General features: G+C 73.1%; 11 protein-coding genes. 5 read left to right on the plus strand and 6 right to left on the minus strand.

What is annotated here, in order from left to right:
- Positions 1-9: 9 nt before the first annotated feature.
- The 4 genes from ACFRQN_RS33605 to hrcA form a co-directional block, all read right to left on the minus strand.
- Positions 10-3,255 carry a PDZ domain-containing protein gene (locus tag ACFRQN_RS33605; RefSeq protein ID WP_380744173.1) on the minus strand — a complete coding sequence of 1,082 codons (3,246 nt, stop codon included), beginning with the start codon at positions 3,253-3,255 and terminating at the stop codon, positions 10-12.
- 152 nt (positions 3,256-3,407) lie between these two features.
- Entirely contained in the window at positions 3,408-4,157 is a 750-nt protein-coding gene (locus ACFRQN_RS33610) for a 16S rRNA (uracil(1498)-N(3))-methyltransferase (protein ID WP_375876393.1), read from the minus strand.
- 87 nt (positions 4,158-4,244) lie between these two features.
- A complete protein-coding gene (gene dnaJ / locus ACFRQN_RS33615; RefSeq protein ID WP_049651911.1) occupies positions 4,245-5,381 on the minus strand; it encodes a molecular chaperone DnaJ in 1,137 nt (378 codons plus the stop codon).
- A gap of 75 nt (positions 5,382-5,456) precedes the next feature.
- The gene (hrcA, locus tag ACFRQN_RS33620) at positions 5,457-6,491 is read right to left on the minus strand and encodes a heat-inducible transcriptional repressor HrcA (RefSeq protein ID WP_049651912.1); all 1,035 of its coding nucleotides are present in this window, start codon (positions 6,489-6,491) and stop codon (positions 5,457-5,459) included.
- A 287-nt stretch (positions 6,492-6,778) separates the two neighbouring features.
- On the opposite strand from hrcA, the gene htpX reads away from it, so the two are divergent.
- From htpX to ACFRQN_RS33635, 3 genes are read left to right on the plus strand one after another with little or no spacing between them, the layout of a single operon-like run.
- Positions 6,779-7,699: a zinc metalloprotease HtpX gene (gene htpX, locus ACFRQN_RS33625; RefSeq protein ID WP_049651913.1), complete on the plus strand. Its 921-nt coding sequence runs from the start codon at positions 6,779-6,781 to the stop codon at positions 7,697-7,699.
- Between the two features lie 29 nt (positions 7,700-7,728).
- Positions 7,729-8,313 carry a hypothetical protein gene (locus tag ACFRQN_RS33630; protein ID WP_049651914.1) on the plus strand — a complete coding sequence of 195 codons (585 nt, stop codon included), beginning with the start codon at positions 7,729-7,731 and terminating at the stop codon, positions 8,311-8,313.
- Between the two features lie 31 nt (positions 8,314-8,344).
- Positions 8,345-9,172 carry a DUF3097 domain-containing protein gene (locus ACFRQN_RS33635; protein ID WP_380744175.1) on the plus strand — a complete coding sequence of 276 codons (828 nt, stop codon included), beginning with the start codon at positions 8,345-8,347 and terminating at the stop codon, positions 9,170-9,172.
- Positions 9,173-9,281: 109 nt separating this feature from the next.
- Here ACFRQN_RS33635 and hemW read toward each other — a convergent pair whose 3' ends face one another.
- Together hemW and ACFRQN_RS33645 are read right to left on the minus strand one after the other, a co-directional pair.
- On the minus strand, positions 9,282-10,511 hold the full coding sequence (gene hemW / locus ACFRQN_RS33640) for a radical SAM family heme chaperone HemW (protein ID WP_380744177.1): 1,230 nt from the start codon (positions 10,509-10,511) through the stop codon (positions 9,282-9,284).
- A gap of 59 nt (positions 10,512-10,570) precedes the next feature.
- Positions 10,571-12,493 (minus strand): long-chain fatty acid--CoA ligase, encoded by a 1,923-nt coding sequence (locus tag ACFRQN_RS33645; protein WP_049651918.1) that lies wholly within the window; start codon positions 12,491-12,493, stop codon positions 10,571-10,573.
- A gap of 310 nt (positions 12,494-12,803) precedes the next feature.
- Here ACFRQN_RS33645 and ACFRQN_RS33650 point away from each other — a divergent pair, with 310 nt between their 5' ends.
- Both ACFRQN_RS33650 and ACFRQN_RS33655 read left to right on the plus strand, forming a co-directional pair.
- Positions 12,804-14,537 (plus strand): ABC transporter ATP-binding protein, encoded by a 1,734-nt coding sequence (locus tag ACFRQN_RS33650; RefSeq protein WP_049651919.1) that lies wholly within the window; start codon positions 12,804-12,806, stop codon positions 14,535-14,537.
- Positions 14,538-14,722: 185 nt separating this feature from the next.
- Complete coding sequence (locus ACFRQN_RS33655) at positions 14,723-16,621, plus strand: ABC transporter ATP-binding protein (RefSeq protein ID WP_117491689.1); 1,899 nt, start codon at positions 14,723-14,725, stop codon at positions 16,619-16,621.
- Positions 16,622-16,670 lie beyond the last annotated feature (49 nt).

The following is a 16,670-nucleotide window of genomic DNA, read 5'->3' on the forward strand; positions in this document are numbered from 1 at the left end:
CCGGAGCTGCTACGCCCAGGGCAGCGGCGGCGCGGTACGCGCCGGGGCCCCGGCGAGCTTCGCCAGGGCGAGCCGGACGCCCTCGGACAGCTGCGGGTCCTCGCCGGCCGCCCAGTGGTGCGGGGCGAACGGCACCTCGACGTCCGGGTCGACGCCGTGGTTCTCCAGGCCCCAGCCGTACTTCTCCAGCCACAGCGCGTACTTGGGCTGGGTGACGAGGGTGCCGTCGACCAGCCGGTAGCGGCTGTCGATGCCGATCACCCCGCCCCAGGTGCGGGTGCCGACCACCGGGCCGATGCCGAGCACCTGGATGGCGGCGCTGACCACGTCGCCGTCCGAGCCGGTGAACTCGTCGGCGAGCGCGACCACCGGGCCGCGCGGGGCGTCCGCCGGGTAGGGCACCGGGTGGTCGGTGTCCCGGATGACGTCCCAGCCGATGATCCGGCGGGCCAGCTTCTCGATCACCAGCTGCGAGGTGTGGCCGCCCCGGTTCCCCCGGACGTCGACGACCAGGCCCTCCCGGGCCATCTCGGTGCTCAGGTCGCGGTGCAGCTGGGCCCAGCCGGCCGTCTGCATGTCGGGGATGTGCAGGTAGCCCAGCCGCCCGCCGGACAGCTCGCGCACCGCGGCCCGCCGCCCGGCCACCCAGTCGTGGTAGCGCAGCGCCTCCTCGTCGGCGAGCGGGACGACCACCGGGTGGCGCCGGTCGGTGCCGTCCTTCCCGGCCACCGTCAGCTCGACCGGCTGCCCGGCGGTGCCGGCCAGCAGCGGGGCCGGGCCGGTCACCGGGTCCACCGGGCGGCCGTTGACGGCGAGCACCGCGTCGCCCGGGCGGATCGCCGCGCCGGGCGCGGCCAGCGGCGAGCGGGCCCTGGGGTCGGAGGACTCCCCGGGCAGGATCCGGCCGATCCGCCAGTGCCCGCCGTCCCGGACGAGGTCGGCGCCGAGCAGGCCCTGGCGCCGGGCGGGCTCGGTGTACCGGCCGTACGGCATCACGTAGGCGTGCGAGGTGCCGAGTTCGCCGTGCACCTCCCAGAGCAGGTCGACCAGTTCGTCGTGCGAGCCGACCCGCTCGACCAGCGGCCGGTAGCGCTCCAGCACCCCGTCCCAGTCGACGCCGGAGAGGTCGGGGCGCCAGAAGTTGTCCCGCATCAGCCGGCCGTTCTCGGCGTACATCTGCCGCCACTCGGCGGCCGGGTCGACGGTGATCCGCAGCCGGGCGAGGTCGACGGCGGCCTCCTCGTCGTCGCCGCCCTTGTGGTCCGCCGGGACGACCCTCAGCTCGCCCTGGTCCAGCACGGCGACCCGGGTGCCGTCCGCGCTGACCGAGAAGTCGTCCACGCCGTGCACCAGCTGCTCGACCCGGCGCTTGCGCAGATCGAAGCGCTCCAGCACCGGACGGGGCCGGTCGTCGTCCAACGAGGCGGCCTCGTCGCCGAGTTCTCCCGTCAACGGGGCCCTGGTCCAGAGCACGCCGTCCTTCGCGGCGGCCAGCTCCTCGAAGCGGCCGCCCTCGACCGGGAAGGGGATGATCCGGTCGGCGATGCCGTCCAGGTCCACCCTGGTCACCGGCGCGGCGTCGGCGGCCGCCGCCTCGCCGTCCGCCTTCCGGGCCTTCGGCTCGTCCTCCTCCCCGCCGAGCGGGCGCCCGGCCCGCTGCGGCCCGAACGGGGAGGGCGTGTCGGCGGCCAGCGTGACCAGGTAGGGGCGGCAGCCGTTCGGGAAGGACAGGTCGAAGACGTGCGCGTCGTAGACCGGGTCGAAGTTGCGCACCGACAGGAAGGCCAGGTAGCGGCCGTCCGCGGTGAACGAGGGCGAGGTGTCCACGAAGCGCGGCTGGGTGACCTCGCCGACCGTCCGGGTCGCCAGGTCGGCCAGCACGATCTGGCGCAGCGAGTGCGGGCCCATCCCGCGCACCGGGCGCGACCAGGCCAGCCAGGCCGAGTCCGGGCTGAAGGCCGGGGTGCCGGGCTCGCCGTCGGCGCTGCGGTCCAGCTCGTGCACGGCGCCGTCGGCGAGCGTCACCAGCAGCACCCGGCCGTCGTGCGCGCCGAGCGCGGCCTGCTTGCCGTCCGGGGAGACCGTCAGCGCGTTGACCCGGCCGAGCCGCCCCGCGGCCAGCCGGCGGCGCTCGGCGCCGTGCAGGTCGGGGGCGAACTCCAGGGCGTCCCCGCCCTCGGCGTCGGACACCCAGAGCACCCCCTGGGCGCCGTCCTCGCCGGGCACCACCCGGGCCAGCCGCCCGCGCACGCCCGGGGTCTCGTCCAGCACCCGGGCCGGGCCCTCGCGGTGGGTCAGCCAGTGCACGCCGCCGCGCACCACCACGGCGCTGCCCCGGCCGGTGCGGTCGGGGGCGACGGAGTCCAGCCAGTGCGCGGCGGGCACCGGACGGGGGCGGCGCCCGGCCCGCGGGCCGGCCAGCCGGACGTCCAGCCGGCGCGGTTCGGCGCCCGCCAGGTCGTCCAGCAGCCAGAGGTCGCCGGCCCGGTGGAAGACCACCCGGGTGCCGTCGGTGCCGGCGCCCCGGGCGTAGAAGCCGTCCGGGTCGGTGCTGTGGCGGCGCAGGTCGGTGCCGTCCGGGCGGCTGGACCACAGCTCGCCGACACCCTCGTGGTCGGACAGGAAGGCGATCCGGTCCCCGACCCACAGCGGGGAGTCCAGCTGCCCGTCCAGCTCCGCGTGGACCCGGGCGAACTCCTCCCGGCCGAGCCACAGCTTTCCGGCCCGCCCGCCCCGGTACCGCTTCCACCAGGCCGGATCGCGGCCGTTGACGCTGCTCAGCAGCACCCGGTCGCCACCCGGCTCGAAGGCGAGCCCGCCGACCGGCCCGTACGGCAGCCGCTGCGGCTCGCCGCCGTCCAGCGGCACGGCGTGCGCCCAGGTGCGGCGCAAGCTGGCCTCGCCGGCCCCGGTGGCGGCGATCGGACGGCCGTCGGCGGTCCAGCCCAGCACCCGGGTCTGGTGGCTGCCCCAGTGGGTGAGCCGGCGCGAGGGGCCGCCGTCCACCGGCACCACGTGCACCTCGGGGGCGCCGTCCCGGGTGGAGGTGAAGGCGAGGTGCCGCCCGTCCGGGGAGAACCTCGGGTGGTGGACCGGCAGGTGGTCCGCCGTCAGCCGCCAGGCCCGGCCGCCGTCCAGCGGGGCGAGCCAGAGGTCGTCCTCGGCGACGAAGGCGAGCAGGTCGCCGTGCAGGTGGGGATGGCGAAGGTAGGCGCCCGCCGAGGAGTTCGGGGAGGTGCTCTGGGAGTCCGTCACCCGGCCAGCCTAGGCAGGTACACGGACCGTCCGCGCCGTTTTTCCCAGACTCCCGGCGCCGTCCGCGGGCGGCCGTGCCGCGGTCGCCGCCGGGGTGTACGGGGGCGCGCCGAGGGGCGCGCCGACGGCCTGCCGGGGGTGCGCCCGGGGTGCTACGACCAGCGGCCGGTGCGCCCGAGCAGCAGCGCGCCGGCGGCCACCCCGGCGGTGGAGGTGCGCAGCACCGAAGGACCCAGCCGGTACGGCCCGGCGCCCGCCCCGGCGAAGGCCGCCAGCTCCTCCGGGGAGACCCCGCCCTCCGGGCCGACCACCAGGACGATGTCCCCGCCCTCCGGCAGCACGGCGTGCGCCAGCGGTTCGGCGCCCTCCTCGTGCAGCACGGCGGCGAACGCGGCCCCCGCCAGGACGGGCGCCAGCTGCCGGGTGGTCATCGGCTCGCGGACCTCGGGGAAGCGCAGCCGGCGGGACTGCTTGCCCGCCTCCCGCGCGGTGGCCCGCCACTTGGCGAGCGCCTTGGCGCCGCGCTCGCCCTTCCACTGGGTGATGCAGCGCGAGGCGGCCCACGGGATCACCACGTCCACGCCGACCTCGGTCATGGTCTCCACGGCCAGCTCGCCGCGGTCGCCCTTGGGCAGCGCCTGGACGACGACGATCCTCGGCGCGGGCTCCGGCTCGCGGCGCACGGCGGCGACCCGCACGTCGATCGCGTCCTTGCCGAGCACCTCGGCGACCGTGCCGTCCACGCCGAGCCCCAGCCCGTCGGCCAGGGTCACCGCCTCGCCCGGCTCCAGCCGCTTCACCGCGGCCGCGTGCCGCCCCTCCGGGCCGTCCAGGCGCACCACGGCCCCGGGCGCGGCGGCGGCGATCCGCTCGGTCTCGACGACGAAGACGGGCGCGGTCATGACGGGGAACCTCTTTCGTGCGGAAGTGGGACGGACACGCGAAAGGGGTGCCGGGGTCGTTCGCCCCCGGCACCCCTCCGCGGACGGCTACCGGCCGTTGAAGGCGTCCTTCAGCCGGGAGAAGAGGCCCTGCTGGCCCGGCGCGAACTGGCCGGACGGCCGCTCCTCGCCGCGCAGCACCGCGAGGCGGCGCAGCAGCTCCTCCTGCTCGGGGTCGAGCTTGCTGGGCGTCTTCACCTCGACGTGCACTATCAGGTCGCCCCGGCCGCCGCCGCGCAGGTGGGTGATGCCCCGGCCGTGCAGCGGGATCGACTGGCCGGACTGGGTGCCGGGCCGGATGTCGACCTCCTCCAGGCCGTCCAGGGTCTGCAGCGGCACCTGGGTGCCGAGCGCGGCCGCCGTCATCGGGATGGTGACGGTGCAGTGCAGGTCGTCCCCGCGCCGCTGGAAGATCGTGTGGGTGGTCTCGGCGATCTCGACGTACAGGTCGCCGGCCGGGCCGCCGCCGGGGCCGACCTCGCCCTCGCCGGCCAGCTGGATCCGGGTGCCGTTGTCGACACCGGCCGGGATCTTGACGGTCAGCGTGCGGCGGGCGCGCACCCGGCCGTCGCCGGCGCACTCCGGGCACGGGGTCGGCACGACGGTGCCGAAGCCCTGGCACTGCGGGCAGGGGCGGGAGGTCATGACCTGGCCCAGGAAGGACCGGGTGACCTGGGAGACCTCGCCCTTGCCGCGGCACATGTCACAGGTCTGCGCCGAGGTGCCGGGGGCCGCGCCCTCGCCGCTGCACGTGGTGCAGGTGACGGCGGTGTCGACCTGGAGCTCCTTGGTGGTGCCGAAAGCGGCCTCCTCCAGGGTGATCTCCAGCCGGATCATGGCGTCCTGGCCCCGGCGGGTGCGCGAGCGCGGGCCGCGCTGGCCGGCCGCGGCGCCGAAGAAGGCGTCCATGATGTCGGAGAAGCCGAAGCCCGCCGCGCCGGCGCCGAAACCGCCCGCGCCGCCGCCCGGGGACAGCGGGTCCCCGCCGAGGTCGTAGACCTGGCGCTTCTGCGGATCGGAGAGCACCTCGTAAGCGGCGTTGATCTCCTTGAACCGCTCCTGCGTCTTCGGGTCCGGGTTGACGTCCGGGTGCAGTTCGCGCGCCAGGCGCCGGAACGCCTTCTTGATCTCGTCCTGCCCCGCATCCCGTCGGACGCCGAGTACCGCGTAGTAGTCCGTGGCCACCAAATGCTCCGCTTGTTCCGCCTGTAGTAGTGCTGCGACTGGTCACCGCCGTCGGATTTCCGACGGCGGCCTTTGCTAGGACTCGGCCAGGATCTGGCCCACGTACCGCGCCACCGCTCGCACCGCCCCCATTGTGCCCGGGTAGTCCATCCGGGTCGGACCGATCACACCCAGTTTCGCCACGCTCTCGTCGCCCGAACCGTAGCCGACCGAGACGATGGACGTGGAAGTCAGCCCCTCGTAGGTGTTCTCCCGCCCGATCCGGACCGTCATCGCGGCGTCCGCGGTCTCACCCAGGAGGCGGAGCAGGACGACCTGCTCCTCCAGGGCCTCCAGCACCGGCTGGATGCTGAGCGGGAAGTCGTGCCCGAAGCGGGTCAGGTTGGCCGTGCCGGCCAGCATGATCCGCTCCTCGTTCTGCTCGGCGAGCGTCTCGAACAGGGTCGCCAGGACCGTGCTGACGGTCGGCCGCTCGGCCGGTTCGAACTGCGCCGGCAGCTCCTCCAGCAGCCCCGGGACCTCCGGGAGGCGCCGGCCGGCGGCCCTCGCGTTGATCCGGGCCCGCAGGTCCGCCAGCACCGTCTCGCCGACCGGGCCCGGGCAGTCGACCATCCGCTGCTCGACCCGGCCGGTGTTGGTGATCAGCACCAGCATCACCTTGGCCGGGGCCAGCGCCACCAGCTCGATGTGCCGGACGGTGGAGCGCGTCAGCGAGGGGTACTGCACCACCGCGACCTGCCGGGTCAGCTGGGCGAGCAGCCGCACGGTGCGCGCGACCACGTCGTCCAGGTCGACCGCGCCGTCCAGGAAGTGCCGGATGGCCCGGCGCTCGGGGGCGCTCATCGGCTTGATCTCGGCGAGCTTGTCGACGAAGAGGCGGTACCCCTTGTCGGTCGGGATGCGGCCGGCGCTGGTGTGCGGCTGGTGGATGTAGCCCTCCTCCTCCAGCGCCGCCATGTCGTTGCGGACGGTCGCCGGCGAGACCCCGAGGTTGTGCCGTTCCACCAGGGCCTTGGAGCCGACCGGCTCCTCGGTGCCCACGTAGTCCTGCACGATCGCGCGGAGCACGGCGAGCTTGCGTTCGTCCAGCTGGCGGACCTCACCGGCCATGGGGCACGCACCTCCGTCTTCGCACGTTGTCCGACTGTGTCCCTTGCTGCTGCGGGCCGCTCCGAAGACCCTTGCCCTGGCACTCTGAACACGCGAGTGCCAAAACCGTACCTGCCAGTGTAAGGCCCGGGTCCTACGGCAGGAACGGCCGGACCGGGGTGATCCTCCCCGCAGTTCCGCTCACGGCCCGCGGGGCCCCGGCGGTTCGATCCTCCCGGCGCCGGGGTGGTGCCGGGAGGCCGTCCGGGTGGCAGCATCGAAAGCGACGGCGAATGGAGGAGCAAGCGATGTCGAGCTCGGGCCAGCACACCCGTTTCGCGCCGGACCGCGGCCTGACCGGCCGCATGGTCGCGACGATGTTCGTGATCGGGCTGCTGTACGTCGGTTTCACCGGCCTGCTGATCGCGCTGCTGCGCGGCGCCTGGCCACTGATCGTCCTGATCTCCGGCGGGCTGTTCGTGGCCCAGTTCTGGTTCAGCGACAAGATCACCGAACGGGCGATGGGCGCCCGCCAGGTGTCCCCGGAACAGTTCCCCCAGCTGCACGGCACCATCGACCGGCTCTGCGCCCTAGCCGACATGCCCAAACCCCGCGTGGCGGTCGCCGACAACGACATGCCGAACGCCTTCGCCACCGGCCGCAACCCGCAGAACGCGGTGGTCTGCGTGACCACCGGGCTGCTGCGCCGGCTGGAGCCCGAGGAACTGGAGGGCGTCCTCGCCCACGAGCTGTCGCACGTCGCCCACCGGGACGTCGCGGTGATGACGATCGCCGGCTTCCTCGGCGTCCTCGCCGGGGCGATGACCCGGATCGCGATGTACGGCGGGTTCATGGGCGGCGGGCGCAACAACAACGACCAGAACGCGGCCGTCCTGGCGCTGATCATCCCGCTGGTGTCGGTCGTCGTCTACGCGATCAGCTTCCTGCTCACCCGGCTGCTGTCCCGCTACCGCGAACTCGCCGCCGACCGGGCCGCCGCCCAGCTCACCGGACACCCCAGCGCCCTCGCCTCGGCGCTCACCAAGGTGACCGGGCAGATCGCGGCCATCCCCAGCAAGGACCTGCGCCAGGCCCAGCCGTACAACGCCTTCTACTTCGCCCCCGCGCTGAGCGCCCGGGAGGCCGCCTCGCAGCTGTTCTCCACCCACCCGAGCCTGGAGAAGCGGCTGGAGCAGCTGGCGAAGATCTCCGAGCAGCTCGGCCGCTGAGCCTCAGTTTTCGACCCGAGAGGACCGCCGTGGGAATCCTGGACGCCCTGTTCGGCCGCACCAAGCCCGTCAAGCCCGACCTCGACCAGCTGTTCGGCGTGCCGTCCGCCGCGCTCACCCTGGAGGCCGGGGCCGGGTTCACCCCCACCGGGCTCGGCTCGGTCTGCTTCGCGGCCGTCGAGGGCGCCGCCTTCGTCCAGGTCCAGCAGCAGGTCCGGGCGCTGCTGGACGCCGACACCGAGCGTGGCGGCGTCCCCGTGGAGGCCTCCAAGGACGGCTACGGCTACTCCTGGCTGCTCGCCCGGCACCGCCCCGAGGAACTGCCCGAACTGGTCAACGACCTGCACGCGGTCAACAGCGAACTGGAGGCGAACGGCTTCGGGCCGCAGCTGCTCTGCTCGCTGGTCGGCTTCCGCGACCCGGACGGGCGGTCGCTGGCCCTCGTCTACCTCTACAAGCGGGGGACGTTCTACCCCTTCGCCCCGATGCCCGGCGGCGGGGAGCGGCGCGACAGTCCGCTGGAACTGCAGGTCAACGCGATGCTGGGGAACGACCTGCGGCTGGAGAAGGACCTGAGCCGCTGGTTCCCGGTCTGGGGCGCGCCGGGCCTCTGACGCGCCGTCCGCCCTCCCTATGATCACCCGTATGCGCAGCCGCCAGTACGGACCCGACCTGACCCCGCCGTGGAAGAAGCAGCAGCCCGCCCCGGAGGTGCCCGCCGAGCGGGACCTGGTGGTCGAGGAGGCGGCGACCGGCTACTGCGGGGCCGTGGTGCGCTGCGAGAAGACCGCCGAAGGCTTCACCGTCACCCTGGAGGACCGGTTCGGCAAGCACCGGGTGTTCCCCCTGGTGCCGCGCGGCTTCCTGCTGGAGGGCCGGGTCGTCACCCTGGTCCGCCCGGCCGGCCCGGCCCCCGCCCGCGCCCCGGGCCGCACCGCCTCCGGCTCCGTCGCCGTCCCCGGCGCCCGCGCCCGGGTCGCCCGCGAGTCCCGCATCTACGTCGAGGGCCGGCACGACGCGGAGCTGGTCGAACGGGTCTGGGGCGACGACCTGCGGATCGAGGGCGTGGTCGTCGAGTACCTGCGCGGCATCGACGACCTGCCCGCGATCGTCGCCGACTTCGCCCCCGGCCCCGGCCGCCGCCTCGGCGTCCTGGTCGACCACCTGCTCCCGGGCACCAAGGAGCACCGCATCGCCGCCCGGGTCACCGGCGACTCGGTACTGGTCGTCGGCCACCCCTACATCGACATCTGGCAGGCCGTGAAGCCCTCCTCCGTCGGCATCCCCGCCTGGCCCGCCGTCCCTCGGGGCGAGGACTGGAAGGAGGGCACCTGCCGCCGCCTCGGCTGGCCGGTGGACACCCCCGCGGCCTGGAAGCACATCCTCTCGAAGGTCGACTCCTACAAGGACCTGGAGCCCGAACTCCTGGGCCGGGTCGAGGAACTGATCGACTTCACGGCCCTGCCGGAGTGACGGCGGGGAAAGTCGGCAGTCACCAGACTCACACCCATCGGATCCACAGGAACGGCCTCGCCGAAGAGGCTGGTCCGCTCGGAGAGGTGCGCACACGGTAAGCCCTCGGTCAGTCCACCAGGTCACGTACGACGGCGTCGGCCAGGAGGCGGCCCTGGAGGGTGAGGGTGGCGCGGCCCCGGGCGTAGGGGCCGGGGGCGAGGAGGCCGTCGGCGAGGTGACGGCCGGCGGCCTCGCGGCCGGTGTCGGTGAGGAGGTCGAGGGGGATGCCGTCGACCAGGCGGAGCTCCAGCAGGATGCGTTCGACGCGGCGGTCCTCGTCGGCCAGCACCTCGCGGGCCAGGGCCGGGGTGCGGTGCTCGGCGAGGGCTTGGGCGTAGGCGGCGGGGTGCTTGGCGTTCCACCAGCGGACGCCGCCGACGTGGCTGTGGGCGCCGGGGCCGGCGCCCCACCAGTCGCCGCCGGTCCAGTAGAGCTCGTTGTGGCGGCAGCGGCCCTCGGGGGTGGTGGCCCAGTTGGAGACCTCGTACCAGGAGTAGCCGGCGGCGGCGAGCGCCTCCTCGGCGATCAGGTAGCGGTCGGCGTGCACGTCGTCGTCGATCATCGGCAGTTCGCCGCGCTTGACGCGGGCGGCGAGCCGGGTGCCCTCCTCGACGATCAGCGAGTACGCGGAGACGTGGTCGGGCCCGGCGCCGATGGCGGCGTCCAGGGAGGCCCGCCAGTCGTCGTCGGACTCGCCCGGGGTGCCGTAGATGAGGTCGAGGTTGACGTGTTCGAAGCCGGCCGCTCGGGCCTCGGCCACGCAGGCCTCGGGGCGGCCCGGGGTGTGGTGGCGGTCGAGCAGCTTCAGGACGTGCGGGCGGGCGCTCTGCATGCCGAAGGAGAGCCGGTTGTAGCCGCCCTCGCGCAGTTCGGCGAGGTACGCCGGGTCGACGGACTCCGGGTTGGCCTCGGTGGTGACCTCGGCGCCGTCGGCGAGCCCGAACTCCTCGCGGATCGCGGCGAGCATCTTGACCAGGTCGCGGGCGGGCAGCAGGGTCGGGGTGCCGCCGCCGAGGAAGACGGTGTGCACCGGCAGGTCGGCGGAGCCCAGCACCTTCCGGGCGTGGCGGATCTCGGCGACCACGTTGTCCGCGTAGGTCTCCTGGGAGGCGACGGCCCCGGAGGAGCGCAGCTCGGTGGCGGTGTAGGTGTTGAAGTCGCAGTAGCCGCAGCGGCTGGCGCAGTACGGCACGTGCAGGTAGAAGCCGAACGGCCGGTCGCCCAGCCCGTCGAGGGCGTGTGCGGGCAGGGAACCGTCGGACGGCACCGGATCGCCGTCGGGGAGTGCGGAGGGCATGAGCCCATTGTCCCGTACGGCCCGACCGAACCCGGCGGGCCGTACGGGGGCGGGGCCGGTCAGGCCTCGTTGGCGCCCGCGTACATGGCGGTGACCGCGTCGGCGTAGGTCCGCTCGACCACCGGGCGCTTGATCTTCAGGCTCGGGGTGAGCTCGCCGTGCTCGATGTCGAGGTCGCGCGGCAGCAGGTGGAACTTCTTGATCGTCTGCCAGCGCTGGAGGTCGCCGTTGACCCGCTTGACGAAGCCCTCGATCAGCTCGTGGACGGCCGGCTCGACGGCCAGCTCGGCGTAGGACTTCCCGGCCAGGCCGTGCTCGGCGGCCCACGGCAGCAGGACGGCCTCGTCCAGGCCGATCAGCGCGGTGCAGTAGTTGCGGCCGTTGCCGATCACCAGGATGTTGCTGACGAACGGGCAGACCGCCTTGAACTTGCCCTCGACCTCGCTGGGCGCCACGTACTTGCCGCCGGAGGTCTTGAACAGGTCCTTCTTGCGGTCGGTGATCCGCAGGAAGCCGTCCGGGCTGAGCTCGCCGATGTCCTCGGTGTGGAACCAGCCGTCCGGCTCCAGCACCTCGGCGGTCTTCTCCGGCAGGTTGTGGTAGCCGCGCATGACGCCGGGGCCGCGCAGCAGGATCTCGCCGTCCTCGGCGATCCGCACCTCGGTGCCGGGCAGCGGGCGGCCCACGGTGCCGATCCGCACGTCCTCGGCCCGGTTGACGCAGGAGCCGGCGCTGGTCTCGCTCAGGCCGTAGCCCTCCAGGATCGGTACCCCGGCGCCGATGAAGAAGTAGCCGATCTCCGGGGCGAGCGCGGCGCTGCCGGAGACCGCGCCGCGCAGCCGGCCGCCGAAGGCCGCCCGGATCTTCGCGTACACCAGCTTGTCGGCCAGCGCGTGCTGCACCCGAAGGCCGAGCGGGGCGCTCTCGGTGCCGGTGGCGATGCGGCTCTGCTGGACCGCCCGGGCGTGCTCGCGGGCGACCTTGGCCGCCCACAGGAAGATCTTGTACTTGGCGCCGCCCTCGGCCCGGGCCCGGCCCGCGATGCCGTTGTAGACCTTCTCGAAGATGCGCGGCGCGGAGGCCATGATGGTCGGCCGGATCGCCGGCAGGTTGTGGATGATCCGGTCCACCCGGCCGTCCACCGCCATCACGTGCCCGGTGGCGATCTGCCCGGAGATCAGCGTCTTGCCGAACACGTGGGACAGCGGCAGCCACATGAACTGCACGTCGTCGGGGCCCAGCAGGCCGCTGGCCTCCTGCGCCCGGCCCTCGTACGCCCAGCAGTCGTGCACCAGGCGCACGCCCTTGGGGCGGCCGGTGGTGCCGGAGGTGTAGATGAGGGTGGCCAGCTGCTCCTTGCCGAGCCCGTCGACGGCCTTCTCCACGGCGTCCGGGTGCTCCGCCAGGTACCGGGTGCCGCGCTCCTCCAGTTCGGCGAGGGTGAGCAGGTCCAGGCCGCCGGTCTCGGGGGCCTCGGCGGGCGCGTCGAAGAGGATCACGGTGCGCAGTTCGGGCAGCTGGTCGAGCTGCCCGACGGCCTTGGCCAGTTGGGCCTCGTTCTCGGCGAACAGCGCCCGGGAGCCGGAGTCGGAGAGGATGAACGCGGTCTCGTCCGCGTTGGTGCTGGGGTAGACGGTGGTGATCGCGGCGCCCGCGCACATGGCGCCGAGGTCGGCGACGATCCACTCCAGGCGGGTCGAGGAGGCCAGGGCCACCCGGTCCTCGGGCCGGATGCCGAGCGCCATCAGGCCTGCGGCCACCGCCTTGACCCGGACCGCGGTCTGCGCCCAGGTGAGCGAGCGCCACTGCTCGGCGCCGGGCGCGCCGTCGGCGGCCTGCTCGTCCACCGGCGAGGGGTAGCGGTAGGCCTCGGCGTTCGGGGTCAGGGCGACCCGCTCCAGGAACAGGTGGGCGACGGAGGCGGGGCGCCCGGCGACGAGGTCGGGCCTGCCGGAGTCGATCAGGGACTGCGCGGAACTCAACGAGGACCTCCGGTGGCGGGTGGCCGTCTGAGGGATTGTCGCGGCGTCCGTGGGGGCGGTCGCCGGGCCCCCGGTTCACCTGAGCGGTACCGGTCAGTAACAAAGGGGCAATCAGCAGCCTAGGGGGAAACCGGTCATTCCGTAAGGGGGCGGCGCCCGACGGCACGACCCCGCGCGACCGGTGCCGCACCCCGCCGTTCGGCAAAGGCCCGGCAAACCTCCGGCTCCCGGACGCCGAATGACCTGTACGACGCTACAGAACACCGAGAATTGGGGTGCGAACCCGACCGGCGACGACAAGAGTGTGCTAGTGCTGATCAGACTGCTGAGGGCGTACCTGCGCCCGTACTCCCGACCGATCACCCTGCTGGTGCTGCTCCAGCTGGTGTCCACCCTCGCGGCGCTCTACCTGCCGACGCTCAACGCCGACATCATCGACGACGGCGTGGTCAAGGGCGACACCGGCTACATCCTGCGCGTCGGCGGGGTGATGATCGCGGTCACCGTCCTCCAGGCCCTCTGCTCCATCGGCGCGGTCTACTACGGCGCCCGCACCGCGATGGCCTTCGGCCGGGACGTCCGCGCCGCCGTCTTCGACCGGGTGCAGAGCTTCTCCGCCCGCGAGGTCGGCCAGTTCGGCGCCCCCTCGCTGATCACCCGCACCACCAACGACGTCCAGCAGGTCCAGATGCTCGCCCTGATGAGCTTCACGCTCATGGTCGCCGCGCCGATCATGTGCGTCGGCGGCATCATCATGGCGCTCAACCAGGACGTCCCGCTGTCCGGCCTGCTGCTCGCCGTCATCCCCGTGCTCGGCGTCGTCGTGGTCCTGCTGGTCCGCGCGCTGCGCCCCAGGTTCCGCAGCATGCAGGTACGGATCGACACCGTGAACCGGGTCCTGCGCGAGCAGATCACCGGCATCCGGGTCATCCGCGCCTTCGTCAAGGACGACCAGGAGCAGGCCCGCTTCGCCGACGCCAACGAGGACCTCACCCAGGTCTCCCGCCAGGTCGGCCGGCTGATGTCCATCATGTTCCCCGCCGTCATGCTGGTGGTGAACGTCTCCAGCGTCGCCGTGCTCTGGTTCGGCGCCCACCGCATCGACAGCGGCGCCATGCAGATCGGCGCGCTCACCGCGTTCCTCTCCTACCTGATGCAGATCCTGATGAGCGTCATGATGGCCACCTTCATGTTCATGATGGTGCCGCGCGCCGAGGTCTGCGCCGAGCGCATCCAGGAGGTCCTCGGCACCGACAGCAGCGTCGTCCCGCCCGCCGCCCCCGTCACCGAGGTCCCGCACCGCGGCACCCTGGAACTGCGCGGCGTCGACTTCCGCTACCCCGGCGCCGAGGCCTCGGTGCTGCGCGGCATCGACCTCACCGCCGGCCCCGGCCAGACCACCGCCATCATCGGCTCCACCGGCAGCGGCAAGTCCACCCTGCTCGGCCTCGTCCCCCGGCTCTTCGACGTCACCTCCGGCCGGGTCCTGCTCGACGGCGTCGACGTCCGCGAACTCGCCCCCGCCGCGATCGCCGAGAGCGTCGGCATCGTCCCGCAGAAGCCCTACCTCTTCTCCGGGACCGTCGCCAGCAACCTCCGCTACGGCCGGCCCGACGCCACCGACGAGGAGCTCTGGCACGCCCTGGAGATCGCCCAGGCCAAGGAGTTCGTCGAGAAGCTGCCCGAAGGCCTGGACGCCCCCATCGCCCAGGGCGGCGGCAACGTCTCCGGCGGCCAGCGCCAACGCCTGGCCATCGCCCGGACCCTGGTCCGCCGGCCCTCCGTCTACCTCTTCGACGACTCCTTCTCCGCGCTCGACTACGCCACCGACGCCCGGCTCCGCAAGGCCCTCGCCCGCGAGACCTCCGACGCCACCGTCCTGATCGTCGCCCAGCGGGTGTCCACCATCCGCGACGCCGACCGGATCATCGTCCTCGACGAGGGCGCCGTCGTCGGCAGTGGGACCCACCACGAGCTGATGGCCGACAACCCGACGTACCGGGAGATCGTGCTCTCCCAGCTCACCGAGCAGGAGGCGGCGTGACCACGCCCGGCAACAAGCCCGACCTGACCAAGGGGCCCGCCCCGAGAGGCGCCGCTCCCGAGGACGCCCCGGTGGACGGCGCCCCGGTGAACGGCGCCCCGAAGGACGCCGCCAAGGACGCCGAACTGCCCAGCGACTCCCAGGCCGCCGCCGCCCGCCGCGGCCCGGCCGGCCCCGGCCGCTTCATGGGCGGCCAGGGCACCGAGAAGTCCATGGACTTCAAGGGCTCCGGCAAGCGCGTCCTCGGCCTGCTGCGCCCCGAACGCAACACCCTGATCGGCGTCCTGGTCCTCGGCGTGCTCGGCATCGGCTGCGCCGTCATCGGCCCCAAGATCCTCGGCGACGCCACCGACCTGATCTTCGCCGGTGTCGTCGGCGCCCGCTTCCAGACCGGCATGTCCAAGGACCAGGTCATCGACGGGCTGCGCGCCCACGGCGAGGGCGGCGTCGCCGACCTGCTCTCCGCCGTCCACTTCACCCCCGGCCAGGGCATGGACTTCGGCGCCATCGGCACCGTCCTGCTCTGGGTGCTCGGCATCTACCTCGCCTCCGCCGTCTTCGGCATCTTCCAGGGCCGGCTCGCCACCCGGGCCATCCAGGCCGCGAGCTACCGGCTGCGCCAGGACGTCGAGGCCAAGCTCGCCCGGCTGCCGCTCAGCTACTTCGACAAGCAGCCGCGCGGCGAGGTGCTCAGCCGGGTCACCAACGACATCGACAACATCGGCCAGTCCATGCAGCAGACCATGGGACAGGTCGTCAACTCGCTGCTCACCGTGGTCGGCGTGCTCGCGATGATGTTCTGGATCTCCCCGCTGCTCGCCGTGATCGCCCTGGTCTCGGTGCCCGTCTCGGTCGTCGTCGCCACCAGGGTCGGCAAGCGGGCCCAGCCGCAGTTCGTCCAGCAGTGGAAGTCCACCGGCCAACTGAACGCCCACATCGAGGAGATGTACACCGGCCACACCCTGGTCAAGGTGTTCGGGCGCCAGCACGAGTCCGCGGAGACCTTCCGGGAGCACAACGAGGCGCTCTACCACGCCAGCTTCAAGGCCCAGTTCATCTCCGGCATCATCCAGCCCGCGATGATGCTGATCGGCAACCTCCAGTACGTGCTGGTCGCCGTCGTCGGCGGTCTGCGGGTCGCCAGCGGCGCGCTGTCCATCGGTGACGTCCAGGCGTTCATCCAGTACTCGCGGCAGTTCAGCCAGCCGCTCACCCAGGTCGCCAGCATGGCCAACCTGGTGCAGTCCGGCGTCGCCTCCGCCGAGCGCGTCTTCGAGCTGCTGGACGCCCCCGAGCAGAGCGCCGAACCGGCCATGCCGGAACGGCCCGACGTGGTGCGCGGCCGGGTCGCCTTCCAGGACGTGTCCTTCCGCTACGACCCCGAGAAGCCGCTCATCGACGACCTCTCGCTCAAGGTCGAGCCCGGCCAGACCGTCGCCATCGTCGGCCCCACCGGCGCCGGCAAGACCACCCTGGTCAACCTGCTGATGCGGTTCTACGAGGTCAGCTCCGGACGGATCACCCTCGACGGCGTGGACATCGCCGCGATGTCCCGCGAGGAACTGCGCTCCGGCATCGGCATGGTGCTCCAGGACACCTGGCTGTTCGGCGGCAGCATCGCCGACAACATCGCCTACGGCGCCGAGTCGGCCACCCGCGACCAGGTCGTCGAGGCCGCCAGGGCCGCCCATGTCGACCGCTTCGTGCGCACCCTGCCGGACGGCTACGACACCGTCATCGACGACGAGGGCACCAACGTCAGCGCCGGCGAGAAGCAGCTGATCACCATCGCCCGGGCGTTCCTCGCCCAGCCGTCCATCCTGGTCCTGGACGAGGCGACCAGCTCCGTCGACACCCGCACCGAGGTGCTGATCCAGCGGGCCATGGCCCGGCTGCGCACCGGCCGCACCAGCTTCGTGATCGCCCACCGGCTCTCCACCATCCGGGACGCCGACGTGATCCTGGTGATGGAGAACGGCTCGATCGTCGAACAGGGCTCGCACGACCACCTGATCGCCGCCGACGGCGCCTACGCCCGGCTCTACCAGGCGCAGTTCGCCGAGGCCGTGGCCGAGGTGGACTGACGCTCCCCCGAAGACCGTCGGAGAACGCGGGAAGGGCCCGGGCTGATGC

Source organism: Kitasatospora sp. NPDC056800 (genome assembly GCF_042789775.1).
GTDB lineage: Bacteria > Actinomycetota > Actinomycetes > Streptomycetales > Streptomycetaceae > Kitasatospora.

Bases quoted from the DNA above. Each gene is read 5' to 3' on its own strand.
- hemW (WP_380744177.1), bottom strand. From the start codon at position 10,511: ATGCCCTCCGCACTCCCCGACGGCGATCCGGTGCCGTCCGACGGTTCC.
- hrcA (WP_049651912.1), bottom strand. From the start codon at position 6,491: ATGGCCGGTGAGGTCCGCCAGCTGGACGAACGCAAGCTCGCCGTGCTC.
- ACFRQN_RS33655 (WP_117491689.1), top strand. From the start codon at position 14,723: ATGGGCGGCCAGGGCACCGAGAAGTCCATGGACTTCAAGGGCTCCGGC.
- ACFRQN_RS33635 (WP_380744175.1), top strand. From the start codon at position 8,345: ATGCGCAGCCGCCAGTACGGACCCGACCTGACCCCGCCGTGGAAGAAG.
- htpX (WP_049651913.1), top strand. From the start codon at position 6,779: ATGTCGAGCTCGGGCCAGCACACCCGTTTCGCGCCGGACCGCGGCCTG.
- ACFRQN_RS33610 (WP_375876393.1), bottom strand. From the start codon at position 4,157: ATGACCGCGCCCGTCTTCGTCGTCGAGACCGAGCGGATCGCCGCCGCC.